A 19094-nucleotide genomic window follows, 5' to 3' on the forward strand; every position below is an offset into this window, starting at 1 on the left:
CAGGTCCGGGAGAAATTTGAAGATTTCAGAATTTTAATCTTTAGAATGTAGATATGATTATAGGTAAATTCATATACACTAAGTAATAATATTTTCAAAAAACAACTGGTTTGTTAAAATTAATTTTACTTTTATGATATTCTGATAATTCACTAACACTAGTCCTATAGAATATGCTCTATTTACTTTGGTCTCTTTTAAACATTGCCTTAGCTCTTTATTTCATTTATCTATTTGTTGGGTTTATAGCAGTAGGCAGGAAAGTTTTAGGGAAAAAAGCCAGGTGGCTTTCTGTTCCGGTTTTGGCTCTAGGGCTAATAAATTTAGTGGCTGCGGCAGGTCCGGAAGTAAAAAACAATGAGGTGTTGGTTGCAGACTCTAACAAGGACGAAATTGAGATGAAGTATAAGAGTATAGTGGTTGAAGATAACTTAAGTCTGGATTTTTCTCTTGGTGTAGATTATTATGTTAAAGACGGGGAGGTAATTTTGGTGAAATCTCTCAGTAATGTTAGCGGATTAATTCCAGGATATGAATATGAATACGTTTCTTTCCATGCGGGAAAAGTTCAGGAAAATGGACAGGTTCCTTTTTCAGCCGTAGGATTTTTAAAATGGAAATTCGGTGGAATTGGCATCTATAGCCAAATGAAGTCTTTTGAAGGAAAGTTACAGCTATAGAAATTATTTTCGGACCAAGAGCGAGCAGCAACTTAAAAAAATCAATCCCCACACTTGGATTAAATATTTCCAAGTTTTAGGCTTTTAATCATTAGAAGCCTCAGTAGTGCAAGATGTTCTAAACTCAGGACAGTCAATATTATTAATGAATTTGTGGCACAACTTTCCCGCTAACTTGAGGTGACTTTTCTTTGTCATACGCCTTCAACTTTCCATTTTTCAATTATTAATCCCAACATCCCTCTTCGTACTTTTAATTTCTCAAATCTAACTTCCGAATTCTAACTTCATTCTTTATCTTGGGAACCTTAAAATCCCTTTTATCCATGATAAAAAAGTTACCGATGTACGGACTTCTTTTGGCGGTTGGTGTGAGTTGCCAGACGCAAAAAGGAGTGCCGGCACAAAAAAGTGAGGCTTCGGCTGAAAAAAAGACAAAGCAGGATACGAAGCCTTATAACGAGGTTATCACCGCAGCAGCAGAGAGCGATGAAGGTCTTTTTACCACCCATTTTGTAGGCGATAAGCTCTACTTTGAAATTCCATTTGATATGCTGGAGAAAGACATGCTGCTGGTGAGCCGTATCGCCGGAGTGCCTGCAGGTTATGGTGGCGGCTATGTCAACGCCGGTTCCAAGGCAAACGAGCAGGTGGTTCGCTGGTCGAGGAGAGGCGATAATATCGACATGAAAGTGATAAGCTTCGAGAATGAAAGCGAGGAAGGCTCGCCTATTTATCAGTCGGTCGCTGCAAATAATTTTTTCCCAATACTCTTCAGTGCGAAGGTTGCCGCTTATAATGACGATAAAACTTCCGCAGTAATTAAAGTGAGTGATCTTTTCAAGGAAGAAGTAGCCGCCATAAACGGAGTTTCCCCCGATCTAAGGAAGCGCTACAAAGTGAAAAAGCTTGACAAATCCCGCTCTTTCATCACTTCGGCCAATGCATTTCCCGAAAATATCGAGGTGAAGCACGTGATGACATATGAAGCCGAGGAACCGCCCGAAAGAGACCAGGCCGGGACTATTACCATGATGATGAACCAGTCGATGATCCTGCTTCCCGAAGAGAAAATGCAACCTCGCCTGGCCGATCATCGTGTGGGGTGGTTTACTACCCGTAAGTATAATTATAATTCTGAGGAGCTAAAAAGTGACGATTACAGGATCATCAACCGGTGGCAACTAGTTCCAAAAGATATTGAAGCCTACAAGAAAGGAGAACTGGTAGAGCCGGTGAAACCTATTGTATGGTACCTGGATCCTGCAACACCCGAAAAGTGGCGGCCTTATTTCAGGCAGGGGATCGAAGACTGGAATGTGGCTTTTGAAGCTGCAGGTTTTAAAAATGCAGTGATCGCCAAAGATCCTCCTACCAAAGAAGAAGACCCCGATTTTAGTCCCGAAGATGTGCGATACTCGGTGGTGCGATATGTTGCGAGCACGACGCGTAATGCTATGGGCCCTTCGGTGACCGATCCCCGTACTGGTGAGATCATCGAGAGTGATATTATTTGGTACCACAACCACCTGCGTTCTTACAGGAACCGTTATATGATCGAGGCCGGGGCACAAAATCCTTCGGCTCGTACTCTGAATACGCCCGAAGAAGAGATAGGGGAGATGATGCGCATGGTGATCGCACATGAAGTAGGCCACGCGCTAGGTTTGCCCCACAACATGAAAGCCAGCTCTGCCTACGCAACAGATTCTTTACGTTCTCCAGAGTTTACCCGTGAATTCGGGCTTACACCTTCCATCATGGATTACGCCCGCGTGAACTATGTGGCACAGCCAGGGGATGAAGATGTACGTTACATAAGAATGATGGGGCCATACGATCTTTACGCGATCAACTGGGGTTACAGGTATATCCCGGAAGCCGACTCCCCGCAGGAAGAAAAACCAATCCTAAGCCAGTGGATCCTCGAGAAAGCAAGAGACCCTGTTTATGAATTTGGAAACGGTTACGGCGGAATTGATCCGCAATCCCAGAGGGAAAGTCTTGGTGACGACCAGATCAAAGCCAGCGAGTACGGACTTGCCAACCTAAAAAAGGTGGTTCCTAACCTTGTCGAGTGGACCTCCAAAGACAACACCGATTATTCTGAATTATCTGAAGTTTACCGCGAACTTACATATATGTGGAGAGGCTATGTTTCCCACGTAGTAGCTAATGTTGGCGGTGTCTATGAAACCCGAAAAACCTCAGATCAGGAAGGAACAGTATACAACCCGGTTCCCGAAGAAAAACAAAAGGCTGCAGTGGCATTTTTAAATGAACATGCTTTCTCCAAACCAGATTGGTTGCTAAACCGGGACCTTTTAGAGCGTATTGAACCTATTGGCGCCATTGAACGGGTACAGAACCTGCAAAGCAGGGCCTTGAATGATCTGCTGGATGAGGATCGCCTGCAACGAATGATTGAAAATGAGCAGGTGAACGGTAATGACGCTTACACCGCAGTAGAAATGATGAATGACCTTAGAAAAGGCATTTTTGAAGAGCTGTACAATTCTAAGGAAGTTGATGCTTACAGAAGAAGCATACAGCGTGCTTATGTTGATACGGCCGCAGAATATGTTCAGAGTTTGAAAAAGGGAGAAAATAACGATATTACTTCCACCGATATTGTTGCTTTGATGCGTGGAGACCTGGAGCAACTAAAAAGAGACCTTAGGGCAAGAAAAAACAGGATTAACGATCAATTGAGTCGTTACCACTGGAATGACCTTGTTGCAAGAATAGATGCAGCCCTTGACGTGGATGCATAGAACATAAGAATTTCCAAAAGGGATTTTTTAAGCTCCGCTATTCGCGGAGCTTTTTTTGTTTATTAAACTATTTTTATTTAACCTAATTATTGATAATCAATTAATTAGGTTAAATTTACTTATTAGACTAATGGAGGAGATTATGAAGAAGGTAAGTTTAATTTTAATGATCCTGTCGTTGGCAGTTCTTTCCTGCAAGAATTCAACAACGACTGAAAATGATGAAGTGCTACTGGAAACATCCAAAGTAGGTTCTACATATGGATGTGCGCCCCCAACAGTGGATAGTGAGTGGTATAGGAAGAATAATGTTGCACCGCTCCTGGACGGGCTTGATGTGCTGCATTATCCCATTACCACAAATGATCCTAAAGCCCAGGAATATTTTAACCAGGGTCTGGTGCTTTCTTATGGTTTTAACCATGCCGAGGCTGCAAGGTCTTTTTACTATGCTACCAGACTGGATCCCGAATGTGCTATGTGCTTTTGGGGCTTCGCTTATGTTTTGGGGCCAAATTACAACGCGGGAATGGAGCCCGACAATTATGAGCGGGCTTATGACGCCATTCAGCAGGCTGTTACTCTTTCAGATAAGGTTACAGAAAAAGAAAAAGCCCTTATCGATGCCCTTGCCCAGCGGTATGTTCCGGAACCCGTGGAAGACCGTCGGGAACTGGATGTAAGGTATTCTGCTGCGATGGAAGATTTGTTTAACAGGTATGAGGGCGATCCAGAAATAGCAGCCCTTTATGCCGAATCTGTGATGGATCTGTATCCCTGGAATTTATATGATAAAGAGGGAGAGGCCAGGGAGTGGACCCCAAAGGTGATCATGCTGCTTGAAAAAGTGATGAAGGATTTTCCCGACCATCCGGGAGCCCATCACTTTTACATACATGCTACAGAGGCTTCAAAGACTCCCGGGAGGGCGCTTGGTAGTGCAAAAAAGTTTGATGAAGGCTTAGTGCCGGGTGCCGGCCATCTACTTCATATGCCCTCACATACCTATATCCAGACGGGAGATTATCACAAGGGTAGTTTAGCTAATTTAAGAGCGGTGGAAAGAGATAGTGCTTATGTTACCCTCTGTCATGCACAGGGCGCATATCCTTTGGTTTATTATCCGCATAACTACCACTTTCTCGCTGCAACCGCGACTCTGGAAGGCAATAGCAAATGGGCCCTTATGGGTTCCGAAAAACTGGCTAAGAAAATTCATCCCGATATCATGACAGAACCGGGGTGGTCTACCCTGCAACACTATTACATGATCCCATATTTTGTAGATGTGAAGTTTGCAAAATGGGATAAGATCCTTGCAAGGCAAGTGATAGATACTTTATTATATCCTGAAGCAATTTCCCGCTATGCTCGCGGTATGGCTTACCTGGGTAAAAAAGATTTACAGAAGGCGAAGGAAGAACTAAAGAAGCTAAAAGTCCTGGAAAAGGATGAAAGGCTGGCAGAAATGATGATATGGGAGATCAATTCCATGAAGACCATTGTAGAGATTGCCAGGAAAGTACTCGAGGCTGAAATTTTAGCCAGCGAAGAACAATTTGACAGGAGCATAATTTTGCTGGAGGAAGCTGTAGCTTTGGAAGACAGTCTGAATTTTCAGGAACCGCCGGATTGGTTTTTCTCGGTTCGCCACACCCTTGGAGCTGTACAAATAGAGGCCGGAAGATATCCGGAGGCGGTTAAGACTTTAAAAAAGGACCTGGAGATCCTGCCAAAAAACGGATGGGCACAACACGGGCTGAAACTGGCCTATGAAAAAATGAATGACCGGGAAAAAGTTCTGGAGATGGAAACTGCCCTTAAGGATTCCTGGACCACAGCAGATGTGGTGATAAATACCTCCAGAATAAAATGATCGTTTCGTGAAGGTATAGTAGAGTTTCAAATAAGGATAAAAGTCCTGCAGAGATGTAGGGCTTTTAATATTCTCAGGAATTCTTCATCAGAGGCAGCCAGGAGAGGGTTATATATTGAAAATTAACTTGTTATCATGTTAAAAATTATTTATTTTACAGATTATTTGATGTTTCCATAAAATATTATGAAATGAATAGAGTATTTATTAATGGTTTAAAGATAATAGGATTATTTCTACTGGGCTTTCTGTCAGTAATCCTTTTATTGATGTATACCGGAGTGATCTGGAGGTCGCCGGAGCACTATTCTGTTGCAGCCGTAAAGGATTTTAAACAACCTGTAATGAGCATGGAGGAGTACAGCAACGTACCCGGCCATCGCCGACCCTATACTTTCCACCTCAGTAAAGGCGAAGGGGAAGCATATATCGTGGGAATTGAGCATACAAAAGATACAAACGACCCGCAGCTCGACACTATAAACAGGATCTGGGAAGATTTTAAACCCAATGTGGTATTGGTAGAAGGACGATTGGGTTTTTTGTTTAGCGGAATCCAGGATCCTGTAAAGACACATGGAGAAGGAGGCAGGGTGATAAGCCTGGCCAGGCGGGACAATGTGAAATTCTATACCTGGGAACCTCTTAAGCAGGATGAGGTGAATATGATGCTTAAGCGTTTTCCTGCTGAAAAAGTAGCACTCTTTTATTCCCTAAGACCTTACCTGAGCAACTATAGGTATGGTAGACCTGCAAATCCGACTAAGAATTTACAGGGTTACATTGACAGCAGGACCGACTATGATGGTATAAGAGGAGAGATAACCACAGTTGCACAGGTAGACAGTATATGGGCGGCAGATTATCCGCAGGAAAAGGACTGGCGGGATTCGACCGATCAATTCGGTTGGCCAAAAGGGGAGCTTTCAGAAATGGCGGCGTATTCCAATGAGCTGCGGAATATCCACATGTGCACGGCCATTCTTGAACTCATGGAGCAGGGGAAAAAGGTATTTGTAAGCATGGGTTCCAGCCATGCCTACAGGATCGAAAATACTTTAAAGGAGGAGCTTAAAAAAGAGTGAAAAATAAAGGATAACCTGGCGATCTGTCAATCTTCTTACAAAGATTGCATCTCAATTTGTTGCTTAAAAAATGTGAGCCAGTCTCATTTACTCCTCAATGGGTATAGCCAATATCGGAATGCTGGCTTTCTTCACTAATTCCAGAGAAACGCTTTCCTGCAAAAGGTTGTGTAGAAAGCTGTGTTTATGTGTACCTACAATGAGAAGATCGCAATTTAGCTTTTGTGCCTCTTCCAAAACAGCTTCTACAGTAGAACCCTGGATGAGCAGGGCTTCTTTTTCTATATCCCCACCCAAAAAATTGTCACAGTACATTTGCAGGTTACGATGTTCTTCTCTGAACTCTTCGGCCTTAAAATCCCTGATGTATTGTGGCCCGGGTTCATAACCCACAAAATCGGGATCGGGTTCTGCCACGTGCAACACCCAGACTTTGGCACCGAACTTTTCTGCCAGGCCATCGGCATAACCGAGCAAATCTCCTACGGCGTCATTAAAATCTACTGCTACTAATATGTTCTTTAGTTCGTTCATGATGTTGGCTTTTTTAGGATTTTCTGTTCCGATTTTCTGTTGCCTGTGGCCTGTTGCCTGTTGCCTGGTGCCTGTTGCCTGTTGCCTGTTGCGAGTTACCTGATACCCGTTGCCAGTATTTAAGATCAATTACTAACAAGGTCACACTGACCATTGACCACTGCCACTGATCACTAAATACTAGTACTCCTTCTTCCTGTCTACTTCATTCTCCAGGTTTTTCCCTTCCTGCATTAAGCGAAAATTCTTCAGGATCTGTGGAGTTACGGACTCTATATTGGTGGTACTGGCGATATGCGGGGAAATCCTGATCTTTTTATTGTTCCAAAATGGATGTCCTTCTGGCAAAGGTTCTTTCCTGAAAACATCCAATGCAGCGCCCGAAAGGTGGCCATTGTTAATCATTTCCAGCAGGTCATCTTCTACAAGATGCTCCCCCCGAGCCACGTTGATCACATACGCCCCCTTAGGTAGCTTCTCAAAAAGGTGTTTATTTAATATGTTTCTTGTCTCGGAAGTAAGAGGCAGTAAATTCACCAGCACCCTGCTGTCTTTCAGGAAATCCTGCAACTGGTCATCCCCGTGATATTTGGTCACTCCCAGGATCTCTTTATTAGTGCGGGACCAGCCGGTGACATTGAATTTGTTCTGAATAAGTTTTTCGGCTACCCCTACACCTAAAACACCCATGCCCATAATCCCTACCTGTACTTCTTCGGGTCGTAAATAGGAGGTGGGATTCCATTCCTTGCTGCAATGATGTTCTGCGAGATTGCGCAGGTGTTCAAGAACCAAAGAAAGGACAAAGACACTCATATCTTTCGTAAGCTGCTCATCTACCAGACGGGTAATACGAATGTGTTGCGGAATCTCCTTATCACCTATGATATGATCTATTCCTGCTCCCATGGACGCGATCACTTTTAAATTTGGATAATCCCGAAAAGCTCCGTGGGGATGTTTCCAGGACAGGGCAAATTCCACCTTTTTAGGGTCTCTAACTTCGGGATACACCTCCAGATCAAGATCGGGTGCTTTTTCTTTCAAAGCTTCCACCCAGGGTTTTGAATCTTTATGGGAAGTGATGATAAGGAATGACATTTGTTAGTTAATTTTCTGGTTAAAAAACTAGATGCTGGAAACTAGAACCTGGAATTTTTTATTTGCTTTTCCTATAATTTTATGACCACTGACCACTGACCACTTACCACTGTCAACTCCGTCTTGGCTCTTGGTTCTAGCAGCGGAGCGGTCTAGCCTCTAACTCACAAACGCACTATACCCCGTGATCGCTCTTCCTACAATAAGGGAGTTGATCTCCTTGGTTCCTTCGTAACTATAGATAGCTTCGGCATCTGCGACAAATCGTGCTACGTCGTATTCCAGCAGAATTCCATTGCCGCCCATGACTTCCCTAGCCCTGCTCACAACATCGCGCATCCTCATGCTCGTATAGACTTTTGCCAGGGAGGCATGTTCATCTTTTAGCAGGTCCTGATCCTGTAGTTCAGATAACCTGAAACAGAGCGTTTGCATCGAGGTGAGATTGGCGATCATCTCCACCAGGTGGTTTTGGATCAATTGGTACGAAGCTATAGGCCTTCCAAATTGTTCTCTTTTCTTGGTGTATTTCAATGCGCTTTCATAAGCCCCGCGGGCGCAGCCCACGGCCTGCCAGGCTACCCCGGCACGTGTCATCCTCAGTACCTTTGCAGTGTCTTTAAAAGATTCCGCTTTTTGAAGCCTGTCTTTCTCATCGATTTTGCAGTCGGTAAGGGTGATAAGGGCGTTTTGTACAATACGCAGCGCCATCTTATCTTCCATTTTTTCAGCTTTAAAACCGGGGTTGTCTTTTCTAACTAAAAAACCTTTTACCTGATTGGAATCTTCATCCCTGGCCCATATCACTATTACATCGGCAAAAGTGGCATTTCCAATCCATTTTTTCTGTCCGTTAAGTACCCAGTGCTCGCCATCAAACTTACAGGTAGTTTCCAGTCCGCCGGCAACGCCGCTTCCCACATTGGGTTCGGTGAGGCCAAAAGCCCCAATGGCCTCAAGGCGCTGCATTTTTGGAAGCCATTCTTCTTTTTGTTCCTCGCTTCCGCAGAGATAAATAGAGCCCATTGCAAGCCCGCTATGGACTCCAAAAAAGGTGGAAATTGAAACATCCACCCTGGCGATCTCCTGCGCAATGATACCTTCCATCAAAAATGGCAAATTAGGGCAGCCGTAGCCTTCATAAGGCACTCCTGTAATATTGAGTTTTTTAAACTTATCGATGATCTCATGAGGGAATTTTGCACGGTTCCAGTGATCGTTGACCAGTGGCCGCACTTCATCTTCCATAAAGTTCCGCACCCTTAACTGCAGTTCGCGCTGTTCTTCGGTCAATTTCAGGTCAAGATTATAGAAATCCCCGTCAATTGGTGGAAGATCGTGCTGACCTTTGCGCCGTTTGGTCTTTAGCATTTTCATGAGCCCTTTAAGTTGATTATCGTCCAGCTGACCAAGGGTTTGCATAGCTTCCGAAAGATCGATCTGTTTATTGATCTTCGCCAGTTGATCAAGATCGATGTTCTTTAAAAGATTGATGGTGTTTCTAACTTTTCCGAAAAAGGCCATAGGTTTAGGTTTTTCTAAAAATAGGGATTAAAGAAGAAGCATCTTGTTAAAGCTTTCTCAAACCCACAACTCCAGGTGCTGCCGGTTGATCCAATAAAATGTTATAAATTACCTGTAAAACAATATTTATGGGAATTTTTTCATCATTAATGGGCAATGCCGGTGCAGTTGACAATCAAAACTTACAGAATGATTACGGGCAGTTGCTTTTTGAATCTGAAACTATTGAAGCAGGTTTTAAAATTTTTAGAGACACCTTTATTTTCACCAATAGAAGATTGATTTTGGTGGATAAGCAGGGATTGACCGGAAGCAAGACACAATATCTCTCGGTAAGCTATAAAAGTATTTCCCGCTTTAGTGTAGAAACAGCAGGAACTTTTGATCTTGATGCGGAATTGAAAATATGGATTTCGGCTGAACAGCAACCAAGTATAAGCAGGAAGTTTAATAAATCTGTGAACGTGTATGAAGTGCAGAAAATCCTGGCACAACATGTTTTAAGGTAGACTTTTAGCAAAACTTTAGTTGCTTTCTTTCCTTCGTCGGCTTCACTTTATTTAAATTAATGGGAAATCCTGAGGTGTCAAAAATGGCATTTTTGGAACCTCTTCAAAAAAAAGTTTGAGCTATGAAAGATGACAACAAAGAAATGAAGGACCCACAAAAGAAAGAAGCACAACCCCCTTTTGAAAATCAGGAACGGCAGCAGGCTACGCCGGGTAAAGAAAAGAAAATGCATCCCAGAGTCGATCACGGCGAGGAATCTTATAAAGGCTCGGGTAAGCTGGAAGGGAAGAATGCCATCATTACAGGAGGTGATTCCGGAATTGGTCGCGCGGTGGCCATAGCCTTTGCAAGAGAAGGAGCGAATGTCCTGATTTCTTACCTGGAAGAACACGATGATGCCAAAGAAACTGCCAAATGGGTAATAAAGGCTGGGAAAAAGGCAGTTTTGGTGCCAGGAGATGTAAGTGAAGAAGAGCATTGCAGCAAGATCGTCCAAAAGGCTGTAGATGAGTTTGGGCAGATCGATATACTTGTTAATAATGCAGCCTTTCAAATGGCAAGAGAAAAGATACAGGACATTCCGAGCGATGAGTGGGATAAGACTTTTAAAACCAATATCTATTCCATGTTCTACCTGGTGAAAGCTGCCGAACCTCACATGAAACCCGGGAGTACAATAATTAATACTACTTCTATCAACGCATATAAGCCACATCCGCAACTGCTGGCCTATGCTGCCACAAAAGGGGCTATTCAAAACTTTACAGCCAATCTCGGGCAAATTTTAGCACCAAAAGGAATTCGTGCAAACTGTGTAGCTCCGGGTCCGGTTTGGACGCCATTGATCCCGTCTACCATGCCCATGGATGAGGTAGAAACTTTCGGGAAAGATACTCCCCTTGGCAGGCCGGGACAACCGTCTGAATTTGCGGCGCCTTTTGTACTATTGGCCTCGGAAGGTTCAAGTTATATGATCGGCTCTACCGTCCAGGTGACGGGAGGAAGACCAACAATTTAGTTTATTTTTGCACTTTTCAAATTAAAGGAATGTCCAGATTTACCGCAGACCGTTCAACTGAAGGGGAAGTCTTCTTTTCCCGGTTTTACAGGATCTTTTTCATCCTGTTTTTAAGCTTTACACTTAGTATGCCTGCAACTTTGCAGGCACAACTCATCGAGCCGAACAGCGAAGCTGTCGAAACCAGCGGCGATATCATACTTTTGGCTTTGCCTGCATCGGCTGCCCTTAGCACTATAGTAATGAAGGACAAAAAGGGGTTTTGGCAGTTCACCAAAAGTTTTGCGACTAATATTGCTATTACAGGCGCATTAAAATATACTATCAATAAGCGAAGGCCTTTCAATGATGGGGGGCAGGCCTTTCCCTCGGGACATACATCCATTACATTTCAGGCAGCATCCTTTATCCACAGGAGGTATGGCTTTAAATACAGTATTCCGGGATATTTACTTGCCGGCTGGACCGGCTATAGTCGCATAAATGCCACACGTCATGATGGATATGATGTTCTTGCAGGGGCAGTGGTAGGCATCGGAAGTAGCTTTTTATTCACCACTCCTTATCAGCAGGAACATATGCAGCTCAGCTTTAAGAGCTCCGAGGATGAATTTTTGCTGAGGTTTATTTATAAGTTTTGAAAGATGGGTATCAGTTAAAACCTGATCAAACAAAAAACGCTTCCCGAAAGAGAAGCGTTTTTTGCTGTTTTTGAAAAGTTATATTCCAAACTCTTCTTTCACTTTGTCCACATAATCAAGTTCCTCCCAGGTAAATAATTTTACCTCCAAAGTTTTTTCTCCATTGTATGGACTCTTGAATACTTTTCTTTCGGTACGGGGTTCTTTTCCGAAGTGACCGTACGCCGAAGTCTCCCGGTAAATAGGATTTCTAAGACTCAACCGTTCTTCAATGGCCGACGGTCTCATGTCAAAAATCTTGAGCACCTTCTGCGCGATCTCCCCTTGAGAAAGATCAACTTTCTTAGATCCGTAAGTTTCCACGAGAATGGACGTAGGCTCCACAACTCCAATAGCGTAAGATACCTGCACCAGGACCTCGTCGGCCACACCGGCAGCTACAAGGTTCTTGGCGATGTGTCGTGCAGCATATGCAGCAGAGCGATCCACTTTACTTGGATCCTTTCCTGAAAATGCACCCCCGCCGTGAGCTCCTTTTCCGCCGTAGGTATCTACAATAATTTTTCTTCCGGTGAGCCCGGTATCCCCATGAGGTCCCCCAATGACGAACTTTCCGGTAGGATTGATATGGTATTTGATCTTATCATTGAATAATTTCTGAACATATTCCGGCAGCTGTGCCTGCACCCGCGGAATAAGAATTTCAAGGATGTCTTTTTTGATCTTTTCGAGCATGCGGTTATCATTCTCGTCAAACTCGTCATGCTGTGTAGAGACTACGATGGCAACTATACGTTGCGGTACATTGTCATCACTGTATTCAATTGTGACCTGGCTCTTGGAATCGGGGCGCAGGTAAGTGATCTCATCATTTTCCCGGCGTAATTTTGCGAGTTCGATAAGGATCTTGTGAGAAATATCAAGCGCGAGGGGCATATAATTTTCAGTTTCTTTGGTCGCGTAACCAAACATCATTCCCTGGTCACCTGCACCTTGTTCCTCCTTGTTACCGCGATCTACGCCCTGGTTGATGTCCTGCGACTGTTCATGGATAAGGGAAATAACCCCGCAGGAATCCCCGCTAAATTTATACGCGCCCTTAGTATAACCAATGTCGTTGATCACCTCTCTTGCAATGGTTTGAACATCGAGGTAAGTATCGCTTTTCACCTCGCCGGCAAGTACCACCTGCCCTGTAGTAACGAGGGTTTCACAGGCAACTTTAGATTCGGGATCAAAAGCAAGGAAATTATCTAACAGGGTATCACTAATCTGGTCTGCAACTTTATCGGGGTGGCCTTCAGATACACTTTCTGAAGTAAATAAGTATGGCATGCTTCGTAGTTTTTATTATTCCGGGAGAAATTTGACGTGGAAGCGCTAGAGGAGTTTTCACTGCTTTAGCATTTTTAAGGGTTGCAATCAGTCAAATTTTTCCCTGTAATTTTTCAGCAGCAAATGTATGGAATTTGATTTAAATGAGAATGCTATATTCAATTTTAGAATGGTTTGGGCGCTCCGCCCCGTCCTCCCGGCCGTCCCGGCAGGCTTTCGCGGGTCGCTTCCCGCTCCCTCCGGGCAGCGGGAGAGCTCCAACAGCCGCTCTATCCTTAGCGCAAGGCACTACAACAATGGATATCCTTTATGAAAAAAAAGGCTTTTCATGGGGAGATTCCGTGAAAAGCCTTTTTTAAAATTTGAAGACCGAATATTAGAACTTTTCAGCAGTATTTTCTGCCTCAGCACGAGACAGGAAAATCTGTATCCCCAGGTTAATACCTAAAGAATGCTGGAAGTCTGTGTTTCCTCCACCCACCAGACCATTATATTTTACGCTCGCCTCAAGAGCCACGTATTGGTTGAGGAACAGGGAATATCCCGGACCAAATCCAAAGGCAAAACCATTGGTGGATGGACCGTCTTCCACATTTACACCGGCAATACCTGCATGAGTTTCCAAAAAGAAATAACCGGTAGGTATTTTATTGCCCAGATTGATGTCTGAGGGTGCCACATAAAATCTTGCTAAGGCCTGGACACCATACACGAAGGTATTGACAGATTCATCATCGGGTCCTTCAGAATTGTTATACCCCAGGTTCACAATTGCTCCTGCGACAAAGGTATCGGTGAAGAAATATCCGGCCTTTGGACTTATCCCGATGTTGTATCCCGAATCTTCATTTAACCCAATGTTAATTCCGAAGAGTCCGTTGGTAGAAGTAGTGCTAAGACCACTTCCAATGTCGGCCCCTAGCATAAAATTTCCTTCCTGCAATTGCCCATGGGAAATATGGGTGAATCCAAAAATCATCAAAGTCGATAGAAGTAAAATTTTTTTCATAACTGTTATTTTTAAGGTTTAGGGGGGATTGTTATTATGTATAAATTACTAACAACCAAGTGTTTAAATGGTAATTTTTAATACTTTTTAAGTGCCAATTCACGAATTTTTATTAGGAGAATTCGCAAATTCCTACACTCTTACGAAGAATGTTGTTCTTCAAGTTAATATTTAAAAGAAATCCCCTGCAAACATTTGAATTTCCTGAAAAAATCAAATTATTTTCAAGTTTATTTGTTCCTTAAAGTTTTCTGTCGTTAACTTTGCCTAATACAAAACAGGAAATGAAACAGGTAATTTGTAATATGATGTGCATGATGTGGAGAAAGTCCGCAGCGCGTCCTATTGCATGATCCAGAGGAGATAAATTTGCAAAAAGCCGCTGCCACCGCAGCGGCTTTTTTGTTTTTAGGTATAAAACAAGAGGCGCCAAAAATGCCATTTTTAAGACCCTTTACAAACTAAAGCTGATGACAGCTAAAGCAGAAAAAATGAGAATTAACCCGGTAACAGCAATGATGATGTGTTGTATGATGTGCATGATGTGCGCAGGAAATCGCTATTGCCAAAAGATGAGGATCTAAGTTAGTTATATATTCAGTTACTAAAATCCCTTTGGCAAGCGAGTCAAAGGGATTTTTTCTTTTACGACAACCCTTTTTTACAATCAACAATTATCAATTAGCAATGAACAATAATCAGTCACCAATGAGTAAAAGACAACAACAGAGGAAACCCGGATGAGATCTCTCGGCGCATTTCCTTTCTCCGAAAGAAAATGCTCTGTCGAGATGACAATAAAAAATCAGACAACCGACAACTGATAACCGTTAACCAAGAACAAAAAATTAAAAGCATCAAGCACCAAATAATAATTCGGGAAAAGAGTGAAGACTTTGAAAATAGTTGTGAAATCGGAACAATTTTTTAACACGCAACACGCAACCCGCACAGGGAAACATTTAAAACTAGACAAGAAACAAAGGCAATATGGTAGAAGTACAAAACAGGATGAGATCTCTCGTCGCATCTCCTTTCTCCGAAAGAAAATGCTCTGTCGAGATGACAGCCGACAACCGACAACCGACAACCGAGAACTGAGAACCGTAACCATAAGCCCGAAACAACAAACAATTAAACCTTAAACCTTAAACCTTGAAAAGATGAGTACAACAAACAATTTCTCGACCAACGCCCTTCACGCGGGGCATGACGTAGCAGCAAACGGCGGGACCCGGGCAGTTCCCATTTACCAAACAACTTCTTACGTCTTCAAAAATTCAGATCACGCGGCGAACCTGTTTTCTCTTGCAGAACCCGGATTCATCTACACCCGACTCAACAACCCGACAAATGATGTGCTGGAACAGCGATTGGCAGCACTGGAAGGCGGGATCGCTGCTGTAGTAACAGCATCTGGAACGGCGGCCATAAGCACAACGCTGCTCACCCTGCTAAAAACCGGAGATCATATCGTCGCTTCCAGCAGTCTTTACGGCGGAACTTACAATCTACTGGGCGTTACTTTACCCAGGCTCGGCATCACGACCACTTTTGTAGATCCTACAGATCCTAAAAATTTCTCTGATGCTGTAAAAGAGAATACACGTGCGGTCTTTGTTGAGTCACTTGGAAACCCAAAGCTCGATGTGCTGGACCTGCAGGCGATTTCCAAAGTGGCTAAGAAACATAAAGTGCCATTTATAGTGGATAATACAGTAGCAACTTCTGCTTTGGTCAAACCTATAGATCATGGTGCCGACCTGGTGATCCACTCCCTCACAAAATACATCGCCGGCAATGGTACTTCTCTCGGCGGTGTCATTATCGACGCGGAAAGATTTGATTGGGCCAATGGCAAATTTCCGGAATTCACCGAGCCGTCTCCTGGTTACCACGGACTCGTTTATCATGATGCTTTAAAAGAAGCAGCCTTTATAGCCAAAGTAAGAATCGAAGGCTTAAGAGATCTGGGAGCTGCCCTAAGCCCGTTCAATGCTTTTCAGATTATTCAGGGGCTGGAGACTCTGGAGGTAAGGATCAAAAAGCACAGCGAAAATGCATTAGCCCTGGCAAAATGGCTGGAGCAAAAAGAAGAGGTGAGCTGGGTGAACTATCCCGGGCTGGAGAGCAGTGCTTATTATGAACTGGCACAAAAATATCTTCCAAAAGGGCAAAGCGGAGTGGTGACTTTTGGAGTGAAAGGCGGCTATGAAGCTGCAAAAGTGTTAGTGGACGAAACAAAACTTTTCTCTTTGCTTGCCAATATTGGGGATACTAAATCTTTGATCATTCACCCCGCCAGCACTACCCATCAGCAGCTAAATGACCAGCAGCAGGAATCAACCGGAGTAACAAAGGACCTGGTAAGACTTTCTGTTGGTTTGGAAGACCTGGAAGATCTTAAAGCAGACCTGGAACAGGCCCTGGCGCAAATTTCCAATAAGAAAGCAGTTAAAACAGCATAAGAACCCAATCCGGAATAGCTGAAATATTGTCTGCTGTTCCGGTAAAATAATAATTTATGTTACAGGAAATCATACTTCCCGACTTTGAGAATTCCGCCGGAAGCCTTCAGAAAATCCATGTGTTCTTTCGCTTTTTTGGGAGGGAAGCGGGAACCGCACCTGTGGTGCTGGTAAACCATTCTCTTACCGGGGATGCCGATGTTACCGGTGAGAAAGGCTGGTGGAAGGAACTTGTTGGCCCCCAAAAATGTATCGACACCAACAGGTTTTGCGTCCTGGGGATCAACGTTCCCGGCAATGGTGCAAGTGGGAATAGGGAGCATCTGTTGCACAATTACACAGAATTTACAGTACATGATGTCGCCAGGATCTTTTCCACTGTTCTTGAGAAGCTGAAGATTGATAGTCTTTTTGCAGCTATAGGTGGGTCAATCGGGGGAGCTCTTGCCTGGCATCTGGCAGTGCTAAAGCCAAACCTCATACAAAACCTAATTCCAATTGCGACCGATCTTAAGGCCACCGACTGGGTGCTGGGGCAGTGCAAGGTACAGGACCAGATCCTCAACAATTCGGTAGATCCCATTCACGATGCCCGCATGCACGCGATGACTTTTTATCGTACTCCGGCTTCCTTTTCAGCAAAATTCCGCAGGAAAAAGAATGAACTCAATTTCCAGTTTGAAGTGGCGAACTGGCTAAGCTATCACGGGCGTAAACTGGAGAACAGATTTGATCTGGCAGCCTATAAACTAATGAACCATTTGCTTACTACCATAGATGTTTCGGGAGGGAACGGGGAACCTTCAGCAGCTGCCAAAAAGATCAGCGGGAATATACATTTGGTGGGGATCGATAGCGATCTGTTTTTTCTTCCGGAGGAAATAAGGGGAACCTATGGTGAACTTTCCGAAGTAAAGGAAAATGTGAGTTACCACGAGATCAAATCCATACATGGCCATGATGCTTTTCTTATTGAATACGAGCAGTTATCACAAATTTTAGAATCCATTTTTAATCAAAATAAAACACAAAATGAAGAAAATAAATATAGTTCTCTTTGGAACCGGTAACGTAGGAAGTATCCTTGTAAATCAAATTTTGCAGGCCCGGGAATCACTTCAGCAAAAAGAAGGCCTTGAGATCAACCTGCCCGTCATCGCTAATTCTACAACAGCTTTTTTCCAAAAGGAGAATCAGCAGTCTTCCTGGGAAGCCGATCTTAAGAATTTCGGTTTTCCTTATAAGCTGGAGGATATTCTGGATTATGTGCAAAAACAGCAGTACGGGAATCTTATTGCTGTAGATGCTACGGCCAGTGAGGAATTTGTGGATAATTATCTTGATCTTATTCGTGGCGGTTTTCACATCGTTGCCGCCAATAAGGTAGCCAATACCCTTTCGTCTCAATCCTATACTCAATTACGGGAAACGTTGCAGGAGCACAACAAGCATTTTCTCTATGAGACAAACGTGGGTGCTGGATTGCCTGTTATTGAGACCCTTCGGAATTTTTATCGTGCCAATGAGCGGGTGACAAAGGTGAGGGGAGTATTTTCAGGTTCTCTTAGCTATATCTTCAATACCTACTGCGAGGAGGAAAAGGCATTTTCGGAAGTGCTTACCGAAGCGGCCGACAAAGGTTTCACAGAACCCGATCCACGGGTAGACCTATCCGGTAAAGATGTTGCCCGTAAGCTGTTGATCCTTGGCAGGGAACTGGGGTTACAAAAAGAGTTTGAGGAGATAAGCATTCAGGACCTGGTGCCGGTTCATCTCAACGGGCAATCTACCCTCAAGAATTTTCAAAAGAAAAAGAAGGATCTGGACCCGGTTTTTTCGAAGTTAAAAAAAGATCTAAAACGTGATGAGGTAATTCGGCATGTTGGCGAGCTGGATCTTCAAAGCGGTATTCTGGATGTGAAACTGGTGACAGAAAACAGAACTTCTGCCCTTGGCAGCCTTAAAAATGCCGATTCTTCCTTTGAAATATTTACAGAATCTTATGGCGAGCATCCTTTGGTCATTAAAGGCGCGGGAGCAGGAGCTGCAGTGACGGCACGTGGAGTTCTTACAGATTTAATTAAATTAGCCGAAAAATTACCCTCATGAAGATCCATCTAAAAAGGCTCAACGACAATTACCATTTTGAAACAGTTAATGAACGCGGCAATGTAATTCATCTCGATAACAAGAGTGAACCGAATTCGCAGGGAGCAAGCCCAATGGAATTGCTACTTATGGGAATTGCTGGTTGCAGTGGGATCGATATCGTAATGATCCTGAAAAAACAACAACTTGAGATGACTAATCTGGAGATGGATGTGGAAGGTTTTAGAGTTGACGGTGCTGTTCCCAATGTTTTCACCAGAATTCACCTAAAGATAACTATTGACGGGGAAATTCCTGAAAATAAAGCAAAAAGAGCAGTAGATCTTTCCCTGGAAAAGTACTGTTCAGTTGCAAAAATGTTGGAGAAAACTGCAGAGATCACTACAGAAGTCATCCTTAACGGTTCGCCTGTAAAGAAATAATTCCGGCG

At 43.6% G+C, this 19094-nt stretch carries 16 protein-coding genes; 11 read left to right on the forward strand and 5 right to left on the reverse strand.

Annotated elements, in window-relative coordinates; all coding sequences use genetic code 11:
- Positions 1–173: 173 nt before the first annotated feature.
- The 4 genes from OU683_RS02655 to OU683_RS02670 all read left to right on the forward strand — a co-directional run bounded on the left by OU683_RS02655 (position 174) and on the right by OU683_RS02670 (position 6415).
- Entirely contained in the window at positions 174–680 is a 507-nt protein-coding gene (locus OU683_RS02655) for a hypothetical protein (protein ID WP_228914383.1), read from the forward strand.
- Between the two features lie 326 nt (positions 681–1006).
- Positions 1007–3454: a zinc-dependent metalloprotease gene (locus OU683_RS02660; protein WP_268134854.1), complete on the forward strand. Its 2448-nt coding sequence runs from the start codon at positions 1007–1009 to the stop codon at positions 3452–3454.
- A 142-nt stretch (positions 3455–3596) separates the two neighbouring features.
- A complete protein-coding gene (locus OU683_RS02665; RefSeq protein ID WP_268134856.1) occupies positions 3597–5330 on the forward strand; it encodes a tetratricopeptide repeat protein in 1734 nt (577 codons plus the stop codon).
- Between the two features lie 191 nt (positions 5331–5521).
- Positions 5522–6415 (forward strand): hypothetical protein, encoded by an 894-nt coding sequence (locus OU683_RS02670; protein ID WP_268134858.1) that lies wholly within the window; start codon positions 5522–5524, stop codon positions 6413–6415.
- A gap of 87 nt (positions 6416–6502) precedes the next feature.
- On the opposite strand, the gene OU683_RS02675 is transcribed toward OU683_RS02670, so the two are convergent.
- From OU683_RS02675 to OU683_RS02685, 3 genes are all read right to left on the reverse strand, one after another.
- The gene (locus OU683_RS02675; protein ID WP_268134860.1) at positions 6503–7078 is read right to left on the reverse strand and encodes a universal stress protein; all 576 of its coding nucleotides are present in this window, start codon (positions 7076–7078) and stop codon (positions 6503–6505) included.
- A gap of 51 nt (positions 7079–7129) precedes the next feature.
- Positions 7130–8050: a 2-hydroxyacid dehydrogenase gene (locus tag OU683_RS02680; protein ID WP_268134862.1), complete on the reverse strand. Its 921-nt coding sequence runs from the start codon at positions 8048–8050 to the stop codon at positions 7130–7132.
- A gap of 159 nt (positions 8051–8209) precedes the next feature.
- Positions 8210–9574 (reverse strand): acyl-CoA dehydrogenase family protein, encoded by a 1365-nt coding sequence (locus OU683_RS02685; protein WP_268134864.1) that lies wholly within the window; start codon positions 9572–9574, stop codon positions 8210–8212.
- 128 nt (positions 9575–9702) lie between these two features.
- Between OU683_RS02685 and OU683_RS02690 the strand changes: the two genes are divergently transcribed.
- The 3 genes from OU683_RS02690 (at position 9703) to OU683_RS02700 (ending at position 11743) form a co-directional block, all read left to right on the forward strand.
- Positions 9703–10083 carry a PH domain-containing protein gene (locus tag OU683_RS02690; RefSeq protein ID WP_268134866.1) on the forward strand — a complete coding sequence of 127 codons (381 nt, stop codon included), beginning with the start codon at positions 9703–9705 and terminating at the stop codon, positions 10081–10083.
- 122 nt (positions 10084–10205) lie between these two features.
- Entirely contained in the window at positions 10206–11102 is an 897-nt protein-coding gene (locus OU683_RS02695; RefSeq protein ID WP_268134868.1) for an SDR family oxidoreductase, read from the forward strand.
- A gap of 29 nt (positions 11103–11131) precedes the next feature.
- Complete coding sequence (locus OU683_RS02700; protein ID WP_268134870.1) at positions 11132–11743, forward strand: phosphatase PAP2 family protein; 612 nt, start codon at positions 11132–11134, stop codon at positions 11741–11743.
- A 78-nt stretch (positions 11744–11821) separates the two neighbouring features.
- Here the strand turns inward: OU683_RS02700 and metK are convergent, their stop codons facing one another.
- On the reverse strand, positions 11822–13078 hold the full coding sequence (metK, locus tag OU683_RS02705) for a methionine adenosyltransferase (protein ID WP_268134872.1): 1257 nt from the start codon (positions 13076–13078) through the stop codon (positions 11822–11824).
- A gap of 376 nt (positions 13079–13454) precedes the next feature.
- The gene (locus OU683_RS02710; protein WP_268134874.1) at positions 13455–14087 is read right to left on the reverse strand and encodes a hypothetical protein; all 633 of its coding nucleotides are present in this window, start codon (positions 14085–14087) and stop codon (positions 13455–13457) included.
- 1163 nt (positions 14088–15250) lie between these two features.
- On the opposite strand from OU683_RS02710, the gene OU683_RS02715 reads away from it, so the two are divergent.
- The 4 genes from OU683_RS02715 to OU683_RS02730 are packed head-to-tail and all read left to right on the forward strand — an operon-like array spanning position 15251 to position 19086.
- Positions 15251–16555, forward strand: a complete 1305-nt coding sequence (locus OU683_RS02715; RefSeq protein WP_268134876.1) for an O-acetylhomoserine aminocarboxypropyltransferase/cysteine synthase family protein — start codon at positions 15251–15253, stop codon at positions 16553–16555.
- Positions 16556–16611: 56 nt separating this feature from the next.
- The gene (locus tag OU683_RS02720) at positions 16612–17625 is read left to right on the forward strand and encodes an alpha/beta fold hydrolase (protein WP_268134878.1); all 1014 of its coding nucleotides are present in this window, start codon (positions 16612–16614) and stop codon (positions 17623–17625) included.
- On the forward strand, positions 17588–18664 hold the full coding sequence (locus tag OU683_RS02725; RefSeq protein WP_268134880.1) for a homoserine dehydrogenase family protein: 1077 nt from the start codon (positions 17588–17590) through the stop codon (positions 18662–18664). Before OU683_RS02720 ends, OU683_RS02725 begins: the two co-directional genes overlap by 38 nt.
- Positions 18661–19086 carry an OsmC family protein gene (locus OU683_RS02730; RefSeq protein ID WP_268134882.1) on the forward strand — a complete coding sequence of 142 codons (426 nt, stop codon included), beginning with the start codon at positions 18661–18663 and terminating at the stop codon, positions 19084–19086. The genes OU683_RS02725 and OU683_RS02730 overlap by 4 nt, the downstream gene beginning before the upstream one ends.
- Positions 19087–19094 lie beyond the last annotated feature (8 nt).

It is taken from the genome of Salinimicrobium sp. TH3 (assembly GCF_026676115.1).
GTDB lineage: Bacteria > Bacteroidota > Bacteroidia > Flavobacteriales > Flavobacteriaceae > Salinimicrobium.